At 52.9% G+C, this 18386-nt stretch carries 15 protein-coding genes; 4 read left to right on the plus strand and 11 right to left on the minus strand.

The genetic code is table 11. The features are described from left to right. Positions 1 to 2 precede the first annotated feature (2 nt). Entirely contained in the window at positions 3 to 1043 is a 1041-nt protein-coding gene (locus ACH5Y9_RS21490) for an IS481 family transposase (protein ID WP_205450216.1), read from the plus strand. A 288-nt stretch (positions 1044 to 1331) separates the two neighbouring features. Continuing rightward, positions 1332 to 1802, plus strand: coding sequence for a hypothetical protein (locus ACH5Y9_RS21495; protein ID WP_445367533.1), 471 nt, complete (start codon positions 1332 to 1334; stop codon positions 1800 to 1802). A gap of 688 nt (positions 1803 to 2490) precedes the next feature. Here ACH5Y9_RS21495 and ACH5Y9_RS21500 read toward each other — a convergent pair. The 3 genes from ACH5Y9_RS21500 to ACH5Y9_RS21510 form a co-directional block, all read right to left on the minus strand. Then, positions 2491 to 7125, minus strand: a complete 4635-nt coding sequence (locus ACH5Y9_RS21500) for an EAL domain-containing protein (protein WP_445367534.1) — start codon at positions 7123 to 7125, stop codon at positions 2491 to 2493. A 69-nt stretch (positions 7126 to 7194) separates the two neighbouring features. Next, a complete protein-coding gene (locus ACH5Y9_RS21505; protein WP_445367535.1) occupies positions 7195 to 7884 on the minus strand; it encodes a tetratricopeptide repeat protein in 690 nt (229 codons plus the stop codon). A 231-nt stretch (positions 7885 to 8115) separates the two neighbouring features. Next, positions 8116 to 8589, minus strand: coding sequence for a CYTH domain-containing protein (locus ACH5Y9_RS21510; RefSeq protein WP_171697113.1), 474 nt, complete (start codon positions 8587 to 8589; stop codon positions 8116 to 8118). A gap of 124 nt (positions 8590 to 8713) precedes the next feature. Between ACH5Y9_RS21510 and sodB the strand changes: the two genes are divergently transcribed. Beyond that, the gene (sodB, locus tag ACH5Y9_RS21515; RefSeq protein WP_033156944.1) at positions 8714 to 9295 is read left to right on the plus strand and encodes a superoxide dismutase [Fe]; all 582 of its coding nucleotides are present in this window, start codon (positions 8714 to 8716) and stop codon (positions 9293 to 9295) included. A gap of 232 nt (positions 9296 to 9527) precedes the next feature. On the opposite strand, the gene ACH5Y9_RS21520 is transcribed toward sodB, so the two are convergent. The 8 genes from ACH5Y9_RS21520 to ACH5Y9_RS21555 form a co-directional block, all read right to left on the minus strand. After that, complete coding sequence (locus tag ACH5Y9_RS21520; RefSeq protein ID WP_445367536.1) at positions 9528 to 10517, minus strand: stage II sporulation protein M; 990 nt, start codon at positions 10515 to 10517, stop codon at positions 9528 to 9530. Between the two features lie 7 nt (positions 10518 to 10524). After that, complete coding sequence (locus ACH5Y9_RS21525; RefSeq protein WP_445367537.1) at positions 10525 to 11295, minus strand: RDD family protein; 771 nt, start codon at positions 11293 to 11295, stop codon at positions 10525 to 10527. A 51-nt stretch (positions 11296 to 11346) separates the two neighbouring features. Next, a complete protein-coding gene (locus ACH5Y9_RS21530) occupies positions 11347 to 12645 on the minus strand; it encodes a DUF58 domain-containing protein (RefSeq protein WP_445367538.1) in 1299 nt (432 codons plus the stop codon). Beyond that, positions 12645 to 13613, minus strand: a complete 969-nt coding sequence (locus tag ACH5Y9_RS21535) for an AAA family ATPase (RefSeq protein WP_445367539.1) — start codon at positions 13611 to 13613, stop codon at positions 12645 to 12647. The genes ACH5Y9_RS21530 and ACH5Y9_RS21535 overlap by 1 nt, the downstream gene beginning before the upstream one ends. Beyond that, the gene (locus tag ACH5Y9_RS21540; protein ID WP_445367540.1) at positions 13610 to 14905 is read right to left on the minus strand and encodes a DUF4350 domain-containing protein; all 1296 of its coding nucleotides are present in this window, start codon (positions 14903 to 14905) and stop codon (positions 13610 to 13612) included. Before ACH5Y9_RS21540 ends, ACH5Y9_RS21535 begins: the two co-directional genes overlap by 4 nt. Further along, positions 14902 to 15783, minus strand: a complete 882-nt coding sequence (locus ACH5Y9_RS21545; RefSeq protein ID WP_445367541.1) for a DUF4129 domain-containing protein — start codon at positions 15781 to 15783, stop codon at positions 14902 to 14904. The genes ACH5Y9_RS21540 and ACH5Y9_RS21545 overlap by 4 nt, the downstream gene beginning before the upstream one ends. Next, positions 15783 to 16550: a YciC family protein gene (locus ACH5Y9_RS21550; protein ID WP_445367542.1), complete on the minus strand. Its 768-nt coding sequence runs from the start codon at positions 16548 to 16550 to the stop codon at positions 15783 to 15785. The genes ACH5Y9_RS21545 and ACH5Y9_RS21550 overlap by 1 nt, the downstream gene beginning before the upstream one ends. 312 nt (positions 16551 to 16862) lie before the next feature. Continuing rightward, positions 16863 to 17513 carry a glutathione S-transferase family protein gene (locus tag ACH5Y9_RS21555; protein ID WP_171697122.1) on the minus strand — a complete coding sequence of 217 codons (651 nt, stop codon included), beginning with the start codon at positions 17511 to 17513 and terminating at the stop codon, positions 16863 to 16865. 115 nt (positions 17514 to 17628) lie between these two features. Here ACH5Y9_RS21555 and ACH5Y9_RS21560 point away from each other — a divergent pair, with 115 nt between their 5' ends. Beyond that, the gene (locus tag ACH5Y9_RS21560) at positions 17629 to 18210 is read left to right on the plus strand and encodes a TetR/AcrR family transcriptional regulator (protein WP_445367543.1); all 582 of its coding nucleotides are present in this window, start codon (positions 17629 to 17631) and stop codon (positions 18208 to 18210) included. Positions 18211 to 18386: the final 176 nt, after the last annotated feature.

Below are 18386 nucleotides of genomic sequence, written 5' to 3' on the forward strand. Positions count from 1 at the left end.
TCATGATCCATACAAACAATCCGATCATTAAACACAAAGCGGGGCTGTTAAATTTAGCCCAAGAACTGAATAACGTCTCCAGAGCCTGCAAGGTGATGGGTGTCTCGCGCGATACGTTTTATCGTTATCAAGAGCTGGTAGCCGAAGGTGGCATTGATGCCTTAATCGACAAAAACCGCCGGTCTCCGAATCTGAAGAATCGCGTCGATGAAAGCATTGAGCTGGCAGTGAAAGCCTATGCGGTTGAGTGGCCAGCGCATGGACAGCATCGAACCAGTAATGAACTGCGTAAACAAGGGGTATTCGTATCCGGCAGCGGCGTTCGCTCCATCTGGTTACGGCATGACCTGGAGAACTTTAAAAAGAGGCTTAAAGCACTGGAAGCCAAGGTAGCCGCCGAAGGGTTAATGCTGAGCGATGCGCAGATTGCGGCGTTGGAGAAAAAGCAGCAGGATGATCAAGCCTGCGGCGAAATCGAAACAGCCCATCCCGGTTACCTGGGTTCGCAGGATACTTTTTACGTCGGCAACCTCAAAGGGGTTGGGCGGATATACCAGCAGACTTACGTGGACACCTACAGCAAAGTCGCACACTGCAAGTTGTATACAACCAAAACGCCCATTACCGCAGCGGATATCCTGAATGACAAAGTATTGCCGTTCTACGAAGCCAACGCATTACCCGTTCTACGCATTCTGACGGATCGCGGCACAGAATATTGTGGCAAGGTCGAACAGCATGATTATCAGCTATACCTGGCGATCAACGACATCGACCATACCAAAACCAAGGCCATGTCACCGCAAACCAATGGGATTTGCGAACGCTTCCATAAGACCATCTTGCAGGAGTTCTATCAGGTCACGTTCCGCAAAAAGCTCTATAGCGACCTGGATGAACTCCAAAAAGATCTGGACGAATGGCTGGTTTATTACAACAATGACCGAACTCATCAGGGCAGAATGTGCAACGGCAGAACGCCGATGGATACCTTGCTGGATGGAAAACAGATTTGGGCTCAAAAAAATCTGAACCAAATCTAATCTGACAGACACCCCGCAAAAACGGTAACTGTCAGATCAGGTCTGAGCTAATACACTTTAAGCCTTCCCTCTCAGGCCACAGCAAGTATGGCCTGAATCAAGAGCATCCATAAAAGTTAAATCTCAACCCCGAATTCCGCTTCGCTGCATCCAGGCTACGGGCTTTACCGAATTAAAAAGCCATTTCTAACATATAAAATCACTCCTTTTTAGAAAAATAGCCTACGCTTTTTCTCTGCGGACTGGTTTTGCCGGTTCGCGTATTCGGCAACTATTTAGGAGATTGAGATGAGTCAGAACTTGTTATCCTTAACTTTCAGCGACACGGCGTTGGCGGAGATAGACGCGGCTTTGAATACCTTGGAAACCCATTTCGCCGGCTTTGCATCGCTGTCGCCCGACCAGCGCCGCAATATTTTGAAGATGGGCGATAAGACTGAAGCGTTCTGCCGGCAGACTATGCTGCTGTCCGCGCAAAACGCCCAGGCCATTCCGCCCAATCTGAACATGCCCGAGGCGCAAGCGGACATGACCAGCCTCGACCAACTCCGCCCGCGCTTGCATCGGCTGCGGGATTTGCAGGCGCGCGGCGACGATACCGACATGGCGCTGGGCAGCGATATTTACAGCTTCTGCCTGGACGCTTACGCTTCGTTAAAAATCGCCGGCAAAGGCGCGGCGTTGGAAACGCTGCGGCAGGCGATGGCGGTACGTTTCAATCGCAGCGCCAAGAGCAAAGTGGAACCAGCCGCCGTCTAAGCTTGACGGTGGAGTTTGCAACCGGCCGCGGGGGACGGCCGACCGCAATGCTATACCGCTGAGGTTTAACGCTACTCACGCCAGGCTTTTTGCCCTTCCCGAATGCCTTTTAGCCTTAACCGATAAGCAATGTGGAATGGCGGCAAGCCAAAATGCCATGCTCGCAAGGTGAATAGCTGCAATCGCAAGCCGGCCTAAGCAAGTGCACAAGCTAAAACAGTTCTCGTCCATAGCAAATCCCTTTAATTGCCAGCCAATATAGCTTTGCGCGCGAGGCAAAAAGCTATTCGGGTACCCCAACTTGGTTGAAACTCAAACCTACTCAACCTTGCGCGCCAGCCATTTAGCCGTTCGTGCAAGGTAAATAGCTTCCATCGCAAACCTGCCTGGGTGAGCGCGCAAGCAGAAACAGTGTTCGCCGATAGCAAATCGCTTTAATCGCAAACCACGATAACGTTGCGGGCTAGGTAAAAGGCGATTCGGTTAAGCCAAATGGGTGTAACCCCAAGCCTGAAAGCCTCGCGGGCAGGCCAATAAACGATTCGCGCGAGGCTTGTGGCTTTGCCCTTAAGCAAGTGGAGGTGGCCCGTAAAGCGTTTGTTTCGTCAGGCGGATTGTGGCTGGTCTAGCGGGTTCAAAATCCGCCTGACTTTGTATCGGCAGCTTGCTGGGGGTGATCAGAACAGGCTTAAGCCGCGGGTTCTAGGCGCTCCAGTAGCTGCACTATTTGCAGATTGACTTCGCGTAATTGGCTGAAATCTGCGCTGTCGCCGTTTCTGCCGTCCAGCCGATGACGTTGGAGTTGTTCCGCCAGGATTTGTTGTCGGGCTTGGGCCCGCTCCAGTTGTTCCAGTAAGCGCGCATCAATGCCGCGTTCGTGTTTGAGCCGTTCCAGCCATCTACCCAGATGCGATTTTTTCGAGTTCAGGATAGGCCAGCGCGGACTGCTGCCGGTTGGGGGATGCAGACATTGCTCCAGACGGCGCAACCAATACTGCTGCTGAAGTTTCAGTAATTCCAATTGGTTTTGCCAATTCGTCAGGGAAAGTCTGGCGCAATCGGTCCAGGCCTGAGGGTTGCGATAGCTGTTGACCCAAGCCAACACCGCGTCAGCCGGCATCGCTTCGGCGATGGCGGAACCTTGGGCGATGCTGCATCCCAAATCGATCAGAAAAATCCCGTGTTCTATATCTTCCACGCCTTCGGCAACCGCTTCGCGCTTGAACGCCTTGGCCAGCGCAATCACACTTTCGACGATGGCCATGTCATCCGGGTCGTCTATCATGTTGCGGACAAAACTCTGATCGATCTTTACCGTGTTGATGGTCAAATGCCGCAAATGCGCCAGCGACGAATAACCGGTGCCGAAATCGTCGAGCGCACAGGGTACGCCCAGGTCGTGAAAGCATTGTTTCAGCGTCTCCCCAACCGAGATCAAATCCTCCAGTACGCTACTCTCCAGCACTTCCAATTCCAATTGCCAGGAAGGAATTTGCGGGTATTCCGTTAGTAAGGTTTCCAGGGTTTTTATGAAATCCGGCCATTGCAGATGGCGCGGGGAAATATTCACGCTCACTTGTAGATTCAGGCCGAGATCGTGCCAGATCTGCAATTGTTTAAAGGCTTGCCGTAGCACCCAGTTGCTCAGGTCAATTTCCAAGGTAGTGTTTTCCACTATGGGCAGAAATTCGGCCGGCGGCAATACGCCGCGTTGCGGATGATGCCAACGGATCAGCGCTTCCGCGCCGACCACTTCGCCGGTTTTGATATTGACTCTGGGCTGGTAATACATGCAAAACTGGTTATCCATCAGCGCCTGGCCGACTTCGGCCAAAGCTTGCTCCAAACGGCTGGGGCGATGATTGATGCTGCTCGATTGTCCCGGCAAATGATCGTAAATCCGATAGCGGTTGCGGCCATCCAATTTGGCCTGATACATGGCTTGGTCGGCGTGGCGCAATAGAATATCCGGATCTTCCAAATCCAGCGGATAGATGGTCACGCCGCTACTGGCGGCAATCCGCACATGGCGGTTTTCCAACTCGAACGGTTCGGCCATGGCCTGATGAATGCGGGTCAAGGCATCTTCGCATTGCTGCACCGATTGCAAATTTTCAAATAACAACGCAAATTCGTCGCCGCCCAGCCGGCAAACCGTATCGCCTTCGCGCAGCTTTAACTTGATGCGTTTGGCCACTTCCACCAATAACTGGTCGCCGGTTTCGTGGCCGAAGTTATCGTTAACCTGCTTGAATCCGTCCAAATCCAGATAGCATACCGCCAATAGCGATTCGGCGCGTTTGCTGTGGGCGATAGCCTGGGCAAAGCGGTCGGCAAACAAGGCGCGATTGGGCAATTGGGTGAGCGGATCGAAATGCGCCAGCACTTCCAGGGCTTGCTGCTGTTGCTTACTCTCGGTGATGTCCGAGAACAAACCCAGGTAATTGATAATATTGCCGGCGTCATCGCGCAAGGCCGAAACCGTTAACAGTTCGGCATACAAATCCCCATTTTTCCGCCGATTCCAGACTTCGCCTTGCCAATGTCCGGTCTGGTTTATGATGGCCCACATAGCTTCATAAAACTCCGGCGCTTGCCGGCCGGATTTCAGAAAGCTGGGATTTTGTCCCAATGCTTCCTCGCGGCTATAGCCGGTGATGTCCGTGAAGGCGGCGTTGACATCAATGATACAGGCGTTGAGGTCGGTAATGATGATGCCTTCGTGGGCGTCCGAAAAGACCCGCGCCGACAGCCGTAGTTTTTCCTCGGCCGCTTTGCGTTTACTAACATCATGGACAATCCCGCGCATCCGCACCGGTTTGCCGTTACCGTCGCGCTCGACCTGACCCACCGAGCGCATCCAGCGCTTTTCGCCGTTAGGGGTTTGGATACGGTACTCCACATCGTAATTGGCGCCGCGTTCAAGGTGCTCGCGGGTCGCTTCCAAAATTAAAGGCCTATCCTCCGGACAAACCACTTCCAGGAAATCATTCCAGGTATTGAGTGGCTTATGCGGAAAACCCAATTCAGTTGTGACGATTTCCGACCAGAACTGGCGGTTTTTCAGCAAATCTGCTTCCCAAATACCGACGCCGCCATAGATTTGGCTTATACGAAAGCGTTCTTCGCTCTCTTTTAGTGCCAGTTCGGTCTGTTTGCGCTCGGTAATATCCTGGACTAACACGACGAAACGGTCGGGGCCGGCTTTATAGCTATCGATGGCATACCAGCGGCCCAGATCGGTCACACAGTTTTCAAAATGTTGCGGCTCGCCACTGGTATCCAGCCCGTCAAAACTGGCGATCCAAGCTCCCTCGGTATTCGGCAAAACCTGCTTCACGGTTTTGCCTATCCAGTTCTCGCGGGCAATGCCGGTCATTTTTTCAAAGGCCGGGTTAATATCCAGATAGCGATAATCGACGATTTTGCCGCTGTCGTCGCGTATTACCTGATGTAGCGCAAAGCCCAGCGACATATTGGTGTAAAGCCGCGCCAGGTCGGCCTCGCTACGTTTGCGAGCCTTGATTTCCTTACGCAGCCTGAACACCCAATAGACGAAAAACAACAGGGCCAGCAGCGCAACGGCGGCGGATCGCAATAGCGCGTCCAGTTGAATGCCTTGCTCGACCTTCAAAGCCATCCAGCGGTTAATAATGGCATCGTGTTCGGCTTGGCTGATACTGGAAAGAGCTTTCTCCAGTAGCGACCGCAAGTGCGGCTGAGATGTGAGTGCGGCCATCCGGGTTTCGTTGACGTAGCCAGGTTGGCCGGCAATATGCAGATTCAATAAGCCTTGTTGTTTGATGGCGTAACTGGCCGAAGCCGCATCGCCGATATAAGCATCCACCTTGCCTTCGGCCAGCAGATTCAGTGCTTCTTGCACCGAGGGGGCGGTCAGCAACTGTATTCCTGGGTAGTCTCTGCTCAGCAATTCCTGCACAAAATACCCTTGCTCGATAGCGACCCGTCTCCCCGTCAGTAGTGGCAGGGAATCGATATAAGCACTGCTTTTGTCGCCGATGATTACCGTCGGCGTGCTTATATAAGGCTGGGTAAAGCTTAAATATTGTTCGCGATCCGGGGTTTTGGTCACCCCGGCGAGCATGTCCAGTTCGCCGCGTTTGGCCATGTCCAGCACTTCCTGCCAGGATTTGTCCATGATCAGCACGAACTTCACGCCCAATCTCTGCTCGATTAGCTTGAGGTGTTCTGCAACCATGCCTTGATGCAGGCCAGCGGCATCCAGCCATTCGTATGGCGGAAAATTCTTGTCTATGCCCACCCGAATTTCAGGATGCTCGGCCAGCCACTGCCGTTCCGCGTCGTTCAATGGCAAATCGGCGGATTGTCTGTTGCCATAGACAAACTCATTGAGTTGGCCGTCGCTTAAAGGACGCGCTAATTTCAGGTTGGCATAAATGTCGGCTACCCGGCGTAAGCGGGCAGCTTCTATCTGGCCCAGCGGGATGTAGTCCGGCATGATCAGCTTACGGGTTTCCTCGGCTTCGTAGCGCAGCTGTTCCGGACTGAGTTTGCTTGGGTATTTGTGCTGGATCAGCTCGATCAGCCAATCGGGGTGAGACAGCGCATATTCCCAGCCTTTCAGGCTGGCCCGGAGGAAGCGCTCGGCGCGGCCGGGATGTTGCTTTAGCTCGTTGTGGCTGGTGAAAAGCAAGTCGCCGTAAAAGTCGATACCGTAATTTTGCGGATTGATAATATTGAATTTGATACCGGCGGCGCGAAAGCTGAATGGCAGGTCGGTGATATAGCCGGACATCACATCGACTTTATCCGCAATAAAGTCGGCGTTGTTAAAGGTCTCGGCAATTTTTTGATAGCGGCTTTCGTTTAGATTGGCTTCGGCGAGTAAGGCGCGTATCTGCGCATTATTCTCGCCGACCACATCGTACATGATGCGCTTGCCGGCCATTTCATAAGGGCTGACGATGCCGGAAGCTTGTTTGCTGAACAGCACCAGCGCATCGTGCTGAAATAGGGCGGCTAGAGCCGATATGGGCTTGCCGTTGGCATACTGGGCAATGATGCCGGAATCGCCGATGCCGTATTCGGCTTCCCCGGATGCGACCTGTTCTACGTAGTCCTGGTCAGGATTGCGCTCACGTATCTCTACCTGCAAGCCTTCCTCGGCATAATAGCCTTGCTCGATAGCCGCGTAATAACCGGCAAATTGGAATTGGTGAAACCATTTTAATTGCAGCGTTACTGGTTCCAGCGGCCGGTTTGCTGCGGGTGTGCCAGCGGTGCTGGACGTACAAAACAGTAAAAAAAATACCGCGGACAGTCCGAAAATGGTTTTTTTCATAAATGCCAGTCGTGGCCTGTTTTGAAAGTAGGGTTATTCTACAGCCAAAGGCAAACGGGCCAGGCGGATTTAGTCGGCTGTCGCGGAAGTGAACAACGATTGAAATTTATTTTTGCCGGCGTTGGATTTACGTTGCTGGGTATGTGCCAGCGCCATTTTGGCTTCGTTTTGCAACTGGCTATCGGCAAATACTTGCTGTTTGCGCAGCGGGGCCTGGACGGCCTTGTGCAAATATTCCTCAGCTTCCGCGCTGCGATCCTGTTGCAGCAAATAATCGGCGTAGAAGTAATTGGCGTCGATACCGTTAGGGTTGATTTTCAGGCTGGCTTTCAACATTTGCTCCGCAAGCTGATTATCCCCAAAAGATACCGGCCAGCCAGGCACCATGTAATACAGCGTGCCCAGCGTGACATAGGCCGCGCCATCCAGCGCATTGGGATTTTGGGCGATGGCTTCTTCCAACAGCGTCTTGGCGGTTTGCAGGCTGGACAAGGCGCTCAACGAAGATTGAAACGCCGCATTGGTGGCGATAATCGTCGCTTGCCAGATTTTCGGCTCGGCGGCGTTTGGGTAGCGTTTGGTTAATTCCGCGGCTGTTTCCAGCAATTGCGGATAAGTTTGTCTTTGCCGGGTTTCGTCGCTTTGATAATAAACGCTGGCCCACTCGCTTTCCAAGCGGGCAATAGCGGTCGCCAGCTCCGATGCATGCAGCGGGTCGGCGAAAAGTATCAATAAAACAACAAAAGTAGCTTTGCTCATACACTCAATATAGAGCATTGCATTTTGGATTTCAATACGTCCTTTAAATTATTGTTTTAACAAAGTATTGCCTATCGCAAAAATTCGCTAAGCGCCAGGCTTTAGAGAGGCGGCTTAGGTCTATGTTTGTAGCGCTGTAGCGACTCTGCAAATATCTTGTCCCAGTTTTGCAACAAGCGCCGCAAACCTCAGAAAACGGCAGTTTTTATCGCCTATTTGGATTGTTGCCGCTTATTTATCCCAATCCTTGAACGGATACTTGCAGAGATTATTGTTGTAATAGCGTATGTCGTCGGTAACTTCCATGCCGACCCAGTCCGGCCTAACAAAGGCCTCTCCTACTGTCGACAATTCGATTTCAGCGACAATCAAACCTTGGTTATCGCCCATGAATTCGTCAATTTCCCAAACATGCCGGTCGCGATAGACAAAATGACGGATTTTTTCCACTAACGGCTTATGGCATAGCTCGTCGAGAATACTGTTGGCGTCATTCAACGGGATTTCATACTCAAACTCCTGACGATGGCTGCCGATAGTGGCGCTCTTGATATTCAGCCAAGCCTGCTTGTCGGAAATTCGCACGCGCACCGAACTGAGCGGGCTGCTGCTTAAATAGCCCTGTTTGTAGTGTACGGAATGATCGATTTCGCCGCGCCAGTCGTCGTTCGCCAGCAAAAACTTATGTTCAACCTCAAGTGCCATCGTTGTTTTCCTTAGATTAGGTAGTGTTAAGCAATAATTCTTTATTATAATGCTGGGTAATTAGGTTTGGGCGGTAAGCCCGCGCCTAATCACTGCTGCTGTTCAATCAATCTGGAGAATAAAGATGGCTTTTGAATTACCTGCATTACCGTACGCAAAAGACGCATTGGCGCCGCACATTTCCGCAGAAACGATCGAATTTCACTACGGCAAACATCACCAAACTTATGTCACCAACCTGAATAATCTGGTTCCCGGCACTGAGTTTGAAGGCTTGTCCCTGGAAGAGATCGTGAAAAAATCCTCTGGCGGCGTATTCAACAACGCAGCGCAAATCTGGAACCACACCTTTTATTGGAACAGCCTGTCTCCCAACGGCGGCGGCGAACCTACCGGTGGTTTGGCAAATGCCATTGACAGAACTTTCGGTTCTTTCGAGAAATTCAAAGAAGAATTCACCAAATGCGCAGTCACCACTTTCGGCTCAGGCTGGGCGTGGTTGGTGAAAAACGATAAAGGCGGTCTGGAACTGGTTAGCACCAGCAACGCCGGTTGCCCGTTGACCGCCGGCCAAACGCCGTTGTTAACTTGCGATGTTTGGGAACACGCTTATTACATCGATTTCCGCAATCTGCGTCCTAAATATCTGGAAGCGTTCTGGGCCTTGGTTAACTGGGAATTCGCCAGCGCCAACTACGAAGCTTAAGCTTTAGAAGGCGCGGGCCGGCGTCCTCACAGGCCCGTCCGCGCCGCTTTTGCCAGACTTATTTCTCGCGCTTTTCAATACAAGACTGGCGCTAGCCGAGCTTAAAAAGCCGCAAGCCTCTACCTCGTCCTCTCCAATTCAACCTATCGTTTCAACAACCAAGCTATCGCTATTATCGGCAAGGCAATCCCTTAAGCAGTATTAGCCTATGCCGAATAGCTGCGAAGTACTGTCACGGCTGTCTGGATTTTCCCGGTACGCCGAACAACAATATCAGCCAGAATATCATGCCGCTGCAGCAGCCGATTACCGCTCTTTGCGGCAAATTGAAGGCTTGATCGGGAGAGACAAAGCCTTCGATCAACCCGGCGAAAATCAGAAATGGGGTTACCGCAAGCAGTACTTTGCCGGCACTGATGCTGGTTTCCTGAAACGCTTGCAGTCGATTGCGGGCGCCGGGTCGTATTAGGGCTTCGCCGAGTTGCAAGCCCATCGCGCCGGCGATGATGATGACGCTCAATTCGACTACACCATGGCCAATGATGAAGGCAAACAACCGCCCGTCCAGCTGGTAAGCGGCGGTAAAGGCAAAGATTCCGCCCAGCATGAAACCGTTGAAGCCGATGATGTAGAGGGTGCCGACGCCGTAGAATGCCCCCAAGCCAAAAGCGAAGAGTGTCACCGTGATGTTGTTGGCGGCAATGCTAAGCGACAATACCGAGGACGGCGCGACGTTGAGCAGGCCGTCGGTCCATAATTCGCCTTTCTGAACGTGGTCTATCATCTTCGGCGAGGCCAGCAGACCGATCAGATCGGGATAGCTGCCAATCAGCCACCAGCCGGCGGCAATCCCCAGCGCGAACAGCGCAAAGGCGCTGAGGATAGCGGTTTTCAATTCCCGCATCAGCCGCGGTATTTCCCAATGATATAAATCGATCAGCCGCGCCAAAGGATGACTGGAGGGACGGTAGATTTCTTCGTGGGCTTTTAGGAACAGATTTTCCAGGTAACGGGTAATCATGGCTTTGCCGTTTACCCGGCGCGACAAGGACAAATCGCTCAACAGGGATCGATAGCCCGACAACAGCTGGCGGGCATCACCGATTTCCCGGTTGTGGCGGCTAGCCGTCGGTTTAAGGATGTTTTCCAAGCTTTCCCATTGGCTTTTCCGAGCATTTAACCAGTGGGACAGCGCTTGAGATTGGTTGTTTAACTGCTGCATCGCCGACTCAGGATTTGGTTAACAAGCTTTTCAGAGCCAGTTTTAAGGCCTTTTCTTGCGTGTGTCTGCCGCTTTCTTCAGGAATGTCGCGGCCGATTCTGCTTAAAAATTGTTTAGCGAACAAGACCCGGCGCTCGGTGGCCAGTTCGTCCCAGCGTTTCAACAAATCGAGCAGCAGGGCCTGATCGTCGCCACTTAAACGGGAATGCAGGGTTAACGTGGAAATTTGCTGTAAGGAATTGGTCTTGTCGACGCTGTCATACACCAGTACCAATCCCGCCGCCAAATCGCCAATCCGCTGGTGCTTGGCGGTGAAGGCGACAGCCACCAGGCCGAGAAAATAAAAGCCGGGTAGCGAGTCGATCAGGCGAAATACGTTGCGCAATAACAGGGCGCCGATACCGGGGGTGTGCCCTTGTAAATCCACCAGTCGAACACCGGTCATACGCTTACCTGGTGTTCGTCCTCCCATCAGAATTTCCAGCACCGGGTGATACAAAAAATATATCAGCAGTGTCGGTAAGATTAAAACCAGGCCGGTGTAGTCAGGATGTCCCAGTTTAAACACGTTGCGCAATTCTTCCCAGTTAAAAAACGCCAAGCCGCAGATCGCTACCCAGCTGATCGCCAACAAAAGCCGTATATGCCAGTCGATGACGAAGGCATAGGAACGCGCGCCCATTCCGGCAATTTCCAACTGGTAATCCATACCGTCCGCCGATTGGATGTGCAGATAATCCTGAAACGAACCGGGTTTATTCAAGGTGGTATTCATCATCTTATTAAAAACAGTTTGGTTGTTTATACAGGTTGGTAATCGCATCCGTTATCAGGCTGCGGCGATGGTGTCGCGCTTGTTCCGGTAATAAGCCAGTATCCGCCGGTCCAGATTCTGTGCGGTGGCGCTGGTTACCGCTACGCCGCTGCCCTGTAAACGCTTACGGGTCAATTCGCGGCCGCGCAGGTATTCCAGAATGGCGAATTTCCGATACGGGTCCTGCCAATAGAGCCCGCTTTGTTTCAGGTTGTCGCCAATCGCCGGCTCATCCAGAGTTGCGACCAAGACTTGATGTTTGGTGGAAAGCAATTTTCCGGCCTGAACTAGCTGCAAAGCGGCTTCCGGCTGTTCCAGTTCGGTCAGAAAAATCACCAGACCGCGCCTTTTCAGCAGTTGCTTGACCTCCAGTGCGGCATTGAGGGCATTGGCGTTCTCGTTAAAGACTGTGAGTCGGCTCAACAACTGGCGTATGGCCCGGACCGATTTCATCCCGCCGGCCATAGGGGTTTTATCGACGGTTTGTTGGGCGTAGGCCAGACAGGCGATCCGGTCGCCTTGGTAGCTGGCGAATTCCGTCAATTTGGCGGCGACGTTAATGTAATGATGTAAGCGATCCATGTGTTCGCTTTGCAGGCGGCTGCTCAAGCCGCAATCGATCAGCACCACAATTTCCAGCAAATGTTCGCGTTCGAAGTGCCGCACCATGGGCTTGCCGCGCCTGGCCGTGGCCTTCCAGTCCACGCTGCGCAGGGAATCACCGCGCCGATAATCGCTTAAATCCAAAAATTCAACGCCGCTACTGCGGGCCTGGGAGCTGCCGCGGCTACCAAGCTGTTGCATGCCGGATAGGTCTACGAAGTTGTTCAGCCGGGCGGGTTCTATCCGGATTGCGATGTCGTCGTCTATCCGCCGCGACCACCAGCACAAGCCGAACGCGCCCAGCTGTTTTACATACAAACGGCCCAAGGATGTGCTGCCCAAGCGGGTGGGTGTAATCGAAAACTGCCGGCTTTGGGTTTCATGCGCGCCCAGTAGCCAACGCTGCAACGAGTTGTCGCCGACAATGGCGGCGGGGTAGTCGCTTTGGGTTTCGAAGCGGACCTTGGAGCCGGCCCGGTTGCTGACTTGAACGCTGTAGCCAACCGACTCGCCCAACGCCAAGGTGGCCGAGACTTGCCTATGCAACTCGATATTGTCCGTCAACTTGAAGCGCTCCCAAGCCATCAGCGTAATCAGCAAGGCTGCCGGCCATCGCCAGAAACCTTGCAGTGGATCGCCGCTCCAGATACCGACGATGGCAAGCAGAACAATCAATCCGGCCAGCAGCAGTGTCAAACGCGATATCGACATTAACGATTTTCCGCACTGCGGGGAACGGCGACCTGGTTTTCGATTTCCCGGTAGATTTGAATGGTGGAGTAGCCTTCTAGCATAGCCTCGGAGCTGAGCAGTAACCGATGCCCGACTACCAGCGGCGCAACCGCTTTGATGTCATCGGGGATCAGGAAATCGCGGCCGTCCAGAACCGCTTCGACCCGTGCGCAGCGCATCACGGCAAGTGCGCCGCGGGTCGACAGGCCCAGGCTTAATCGCGGATGGTTGCGGCTGGCTTCCGCCAGCATGATGGCATAATGGTACAAACAGTCCTCAACATGAACAGCGGCGGCCTCTTGGCGCGCTTGCTGCAGCAGCGTATCGGGCAGGGCTTGGATTTGTTGCAACGCCGTGCCGTGCCCGCCGCCCGGTTTATCGTAGTGCCTGAGCACCGCCACCTCCGCCGGCATTTGCGGATAAGCAATATCCAGACGCACGAGGAAGCGATCCAATTGCGATTCCAGCAAGGGATAAACGCCCTCGAAATCGAAGGGGTTTTGGGCGGCAATCAGAAAAAAATTGTCCGCCAGCGGGTAGGTTTTTCTATCCAGCGTCACCAGTTTTTCTTCCATTGCCTGCAACAATGCCGACTGGGTCTTGGGGCCGGCACGGTTGATTTCGTCGACCAGCACTACTTCGTTAAACAACGGGCCGGGGACGAATTCGAAACTGTTAGCCTCGGTGTTGAATATATGCAGACCGGTAATATCGGACGGCATCAGGTCGGCGGTACCTTGGATGCGTCCGAAACTACCGCTGATCAATTGCGCCAGCGATTTGGCCAACAGGGTTTTTCCGAGGCCCGGCGCCCCCTCCAGCAGCACATGGCCGTCGGCAATCCAGGCGATGATCAAACCGTGCAGCACCTCATCCATGCCGAATACCACCTTGCCTATTTGTTGCCGCAGGTGAAGATCCAAATTTTGCGCCGCGTTGTTGCTCATAGCGTGACTGTCCTGATGTAAGTAATGGTGTTGGATAAACGCAGTAATGAAAGACGTTGTTTAGCCAACGCCTGTTTTAATAGCTTGATCTGGCCGTTGCTTACCCGGCTATGCTGTTCCAGCCAAAGCCAGACTTCCGCTTCGCTGCGCATTCCCCACCGAGCATGAATATCCGCCAACAGATGCTTGACCAGGGCCTCGGCCAATACAGGCTTGTTCAGGCGGCGCGCGAAAAATTCAGCGGTAACATTGATGAAATCCCGAGTGGACAGTTGGCTGCCTGTTTGGCGCACCGGCGCCAGGCGGCTGGTGTAGCCGGCCACGTAAAGCAGCCAGAATATGCCAAAGCACCACAAGGTTTTATGCAGCCGTTGGTCTTTAAAAAAGTGCTCGGGATCGTAGAGTTCGGACAAACCGAAATGGTAATCGTCAAACAGCAATCGCCCTTCCGGCGCCAGCGATTGTTTGAGTAGATTGCCGATAAACCGGGCGTTGTCTGCTTGCCCCAACCGCTGGTTACTAAACAAATCCGGGGTCAGCAGCAACACGATCCGGCCGGCGCCGGCATTCATCCACCAGGCGGTGGTGAGATGGCTATCGCGCTCGGACAGCAAGCGCAGCGAGAGATTCTCAGACTCGCTGCCGGTCAGCGTCCATGCGGCCTTTAACAAGTTTGCCGAGGTTTGGGTCTGTAGGCTAGTTACACCCTGTAACAGGGGATGCGAGGATTGAGCAAGCAACCGACTGTCTTGAGGAAGAGCGTCTTTGAGGTTGTTTTGTAGGGTGTTTAGAGTGCTTTGCAGGGTTTTATCATGCTCTGCTTCCGAGTCGCTTGGCTCGTGTTGCTGATCGGCCGAATCTAGGTTCCAGTCGTAACGCAACAAAAAATCCTTAACATCGCAAAAGCAATCCTCGGCAGAGGCCCAACCCGGGTGTTGATACACGGCGCCCAGAATGATCAGCGTGTTGCCTTGCTCCAGCCAGTCCGCCAGCGCCGGCCACTCCGTTTCTCGGATCTCTTTGGAAGCAGGCATGCTGGCAATCATTACATTGCCGTGCTCCGGAAGGGTTTTGTCCTTATGCAGATCGCTGTAGCGTTTGCGAAAACTGACGACATTCAGTCCTTCGCGTTGTAGCCAGCTAAAAAGCCCTTTCAGACCATCTGCTCCGCGGTCTTCGCTGGTCGGCAGCGATAGCGGCTTTTGCGCTTCAGGATGGCGCGGCGACAACAACAAAATCACTAGCGCCAATGCCGCCAGTGCGGTTAGAAGGGTAATCAGGCGTTCTTTCATGAGCGCAAATTGCCCAATAGCGCCTGCACCTCGCGCCGGTAATTGCCGACCAAGTCCGCATCAACAGGGCGATGGCCGTAAAGCAAGGGTTCGGCTTGGCGGACCAAACGGGAAAATGCCGAGTCCGCTTGTCGGGCTTGTTGTTGAAAGTGACTAACGAGTTGCCGATGGGTCAGGCTGGGGTCGGCCGGAAGCAGTTGGCGCTGGATTAGTGCGTTTATCAGTTGCGCCAGCAAGGCGCCGATTTGCTCTTGCGGTGTTAAGGTCTTAATCGCCGGATGCGAAGCCGATGATTGCGTTTCAGCGAGCTTATCGGCGGGAGTGACGGGTTGGCGCTTGCCGGCAAATTTGCGAAAAACCCCGGCCTGATACAACTCGCTAATCACCAGCCAGGCCGATAGCGCCAGCAATAAGGCAATCGACACGTAGATGATAATCTCTGCCGCTTGTTGCGATGGCTTCAAGGCCGCGAGCCAGCGCTGCAACTGCTGGTATTGGTCTTCATGGTCCGCCGGCTTGAGGCTATTCAGCCAGTTCAGGACGGCTTGCCACCAATTCGCTTGCGAGTCGTCGGTTGGCGTGATCAAAATTTCAGCTAACAATAGCGTCAGGCCTTCCTGGCGGATGGTCCCAGAATTATTCAGGCTGTCGGCTAAAAGCGCCAGTTGCGTGGCGCTAACGCCGGCAGTTAATGGTGGATCGAAACTGGTCAGCAGGCCCTGGTTTGCCAATTCCTTGAACAGAGCCGGACAGTGTTTTTTTATATCTAGCTGTTGCCCGGATTGTTGCCGGGCAAGGTTCAGGCAGGCTTGTAAGCTGTTGTCTTGCGCCTGGGATGAGCCGGCCAGACACAACAGCAGTAAAGCAGCAAACCGCATTATCTGCCTAGGCGAGAGGCAAGGTCGCTGCCCGATTTACGCAACTTCAAGTCGTGAAACTGCACGTAACCCAGCGCGAAAAAATAGGGCATGAAAAACACCGACAATAAATTCATCAAAATCTGCATCAAGACTTGATTGTCTGCCGGCGCCAGAAAGGCCATCAAAAACCCCAGCGCAAACAGTACCGCCATCCAGATGACCATCGGTACGGTAAAGATTGTCGCAGTCCGCCACCAATGCCCCCAAACTAAAGAGTGGCTGGCTCTAAGAGCTCTATAGCCGCCAAGGCCGTCGATGACGATGAAATAGAGATAAAACATCAGCGATAAGGTCACGATCAAGCCCGGTATCAGCAGCAAGATATAGCCCAGGATTATCGCAACCATATACAGGAACGCGGCAAAAAACATCGAGGGAAAGGCTCTGAATCCGGCCGTTATCGCTTCGGAAAAACTGTCTTCCCGTTCATTGGTCACATTATCCAAGCGGTAAATAAGGGCGGCATAGAGCACGAAAGACACCAAGGAGAAAACCATGACAAACGCTAATATCAGTGACAGGTTTTCAGACAATAATTCCAGCGCCGCAGTCTGTGGTGCGGCCGGATCGGGCTGCAAAGTTGCAGTCAGCAAACCCATGGCGATATACAGCACGGCAAGTATTGAAAGAATGCCCCATAGTCTGCTGAAGCAGGCCGAGTACAGTTTGATACTGGCATCCAAAATTTTCGCAATACTGGCGGGTTCAGTGGCTAATAGTCGCATGAGTAAATTCCTAAATTGAAGGTTGCGGATCTTGGCTCCCGCTAAATGTTCGAAAACAAATTGTGATAGCCGTTAGGAAGCGAAGTATAGACAATTAATTCTGAATTGGTCTATGCGTAAATGTCCTGAATAGCAGGCGCCGAAGCCCTAGCGCAGCAGGGACTCCACTCGGTCGGTCCGCCTTAACTGATTTGATCGGAATACGCAAATCACTATGGGAATGGCCGTCGGCATCATTACGCCGACGGCTTAATGCCAGAAAGTGATAAGAGGGTCTTGTGCTAAATCACCTGAGGAATAGCAGAGCGGGGCCTATTTATTCCGAAAAAAGGCTTCTAACGCCTTTGCCCGGTCGGCACCGACGATTTGCGCGTGCGGCCGGCTTTCGATCAGTTGTATATAAGCTTCAATGCCCGGAATATGCGTATTCACCAAATTCTCCCCGTAGATTTTTTGGGTGGCAAAGCCCACCAATTGCAGATGCGGCCAAGCCACGATGTCTGCCGTACTGAAACGGTCGCCCAGGGCATAGGGCGATAATTTCAGCAGTTTGGCTAAGCCCTTTAATCCGGTATCGAGCTTGGCTCTGACTTCGTCCTTGGTTTCTGCCGATACGGTGTTGCCGAACAGAAACTCCCCATACAGGCGGCGCGCAATCAGTTCGACGTTCAATTCAAGATGTTGGATAAACTCCCGGCATTTGCCGCGCTCATAAGCATCGGCCGGATACAGCGGATGTTCTGGAAATGCATCTTCCAGATACTCCAGTATCGCTTGCGATTCGGATAGATAACCGTCGCTGGTTTTGATGAACGGGACTTTTCCCAACGGCGAACGCAGTAACAATTCTTCGCTCTGGCTGGGCGGGGTAAACTCTTCGATGAATGCTATATCCTTTTCCATCAACGCAAATTTGACTTTGTTGTAATAGTTGCTGATTGCCACGCCGTACAAAGTAATCATCGAATAATCTCCAGTAGTTGAATTAAAGACTGCGCTATAACAGACCGGTCAGTCTATTGAAATAATACATACCGGTCTGTATAGTTGCAAGCTGTTTTTTCCAGGTACTTAAATTATGGCCCGTAATCTCCAAGATCACATTTTGCAAACTGCCTCTGCGTTGTTTTACAGCCAAGGCATCAAGACCACCGGCGTCGATGCAATAGTAAAAGCCGCCGGCACCACCAAAATGAGTCTGTATAAGTACTTTCCGTCAAAAGACGATCTAGTCTTGGCGCATCTAAGCAAAAGCCGGGAGGCCATGTTGAATCGTATCCTTATCGGTATGGAACAGCGCGCCAGCGGACCCAAGCAAAAGTTGCTGGCGGTGTTTGCGGTATTCGATGAATTATCATCCAGCCCGGAGTTTCGTGGCTGTCCGTTCATCAATGCTTCCGCCGAATTTGCGGAAGCCTCCAACCCGGTGCAATTGGCTGCCGCCGAATTTTCCGATACCTTCCGGGCAATATTGGCCGATTTGGCTCGGCAAGCCGGCGCGCAGGACCCGGAGCAACTGTCCCGGCAATTGGCCATGTTAATTTCCGGAGCCATCGTCAGTGAACAGATGCGTCGGCAGTCGGGAGCAATGCGCACCGCCTCGGCGGCTGCAAACATTCTGATTGAGCAAAGTCTAAGCCACGCGGAACCATCCTGTTAACACTGCTCGTCTTGATGTCCTGAGGGTACTGAGTCTATCTAAGGGCCAACCGCCTTAGGCTTCGACGAGTCCAGCCCGAACGGGGCGCCGGGGATAAATAGGGCCGGGTTAATAAGCCACGCTGCCCACAACTGACTTACAATATCGCTACCTTAGGCCTCACCCGGAGGTCCCAT

The organism is Methylomonas sp. BW4-1 (genome assembly GCF_052474385.1).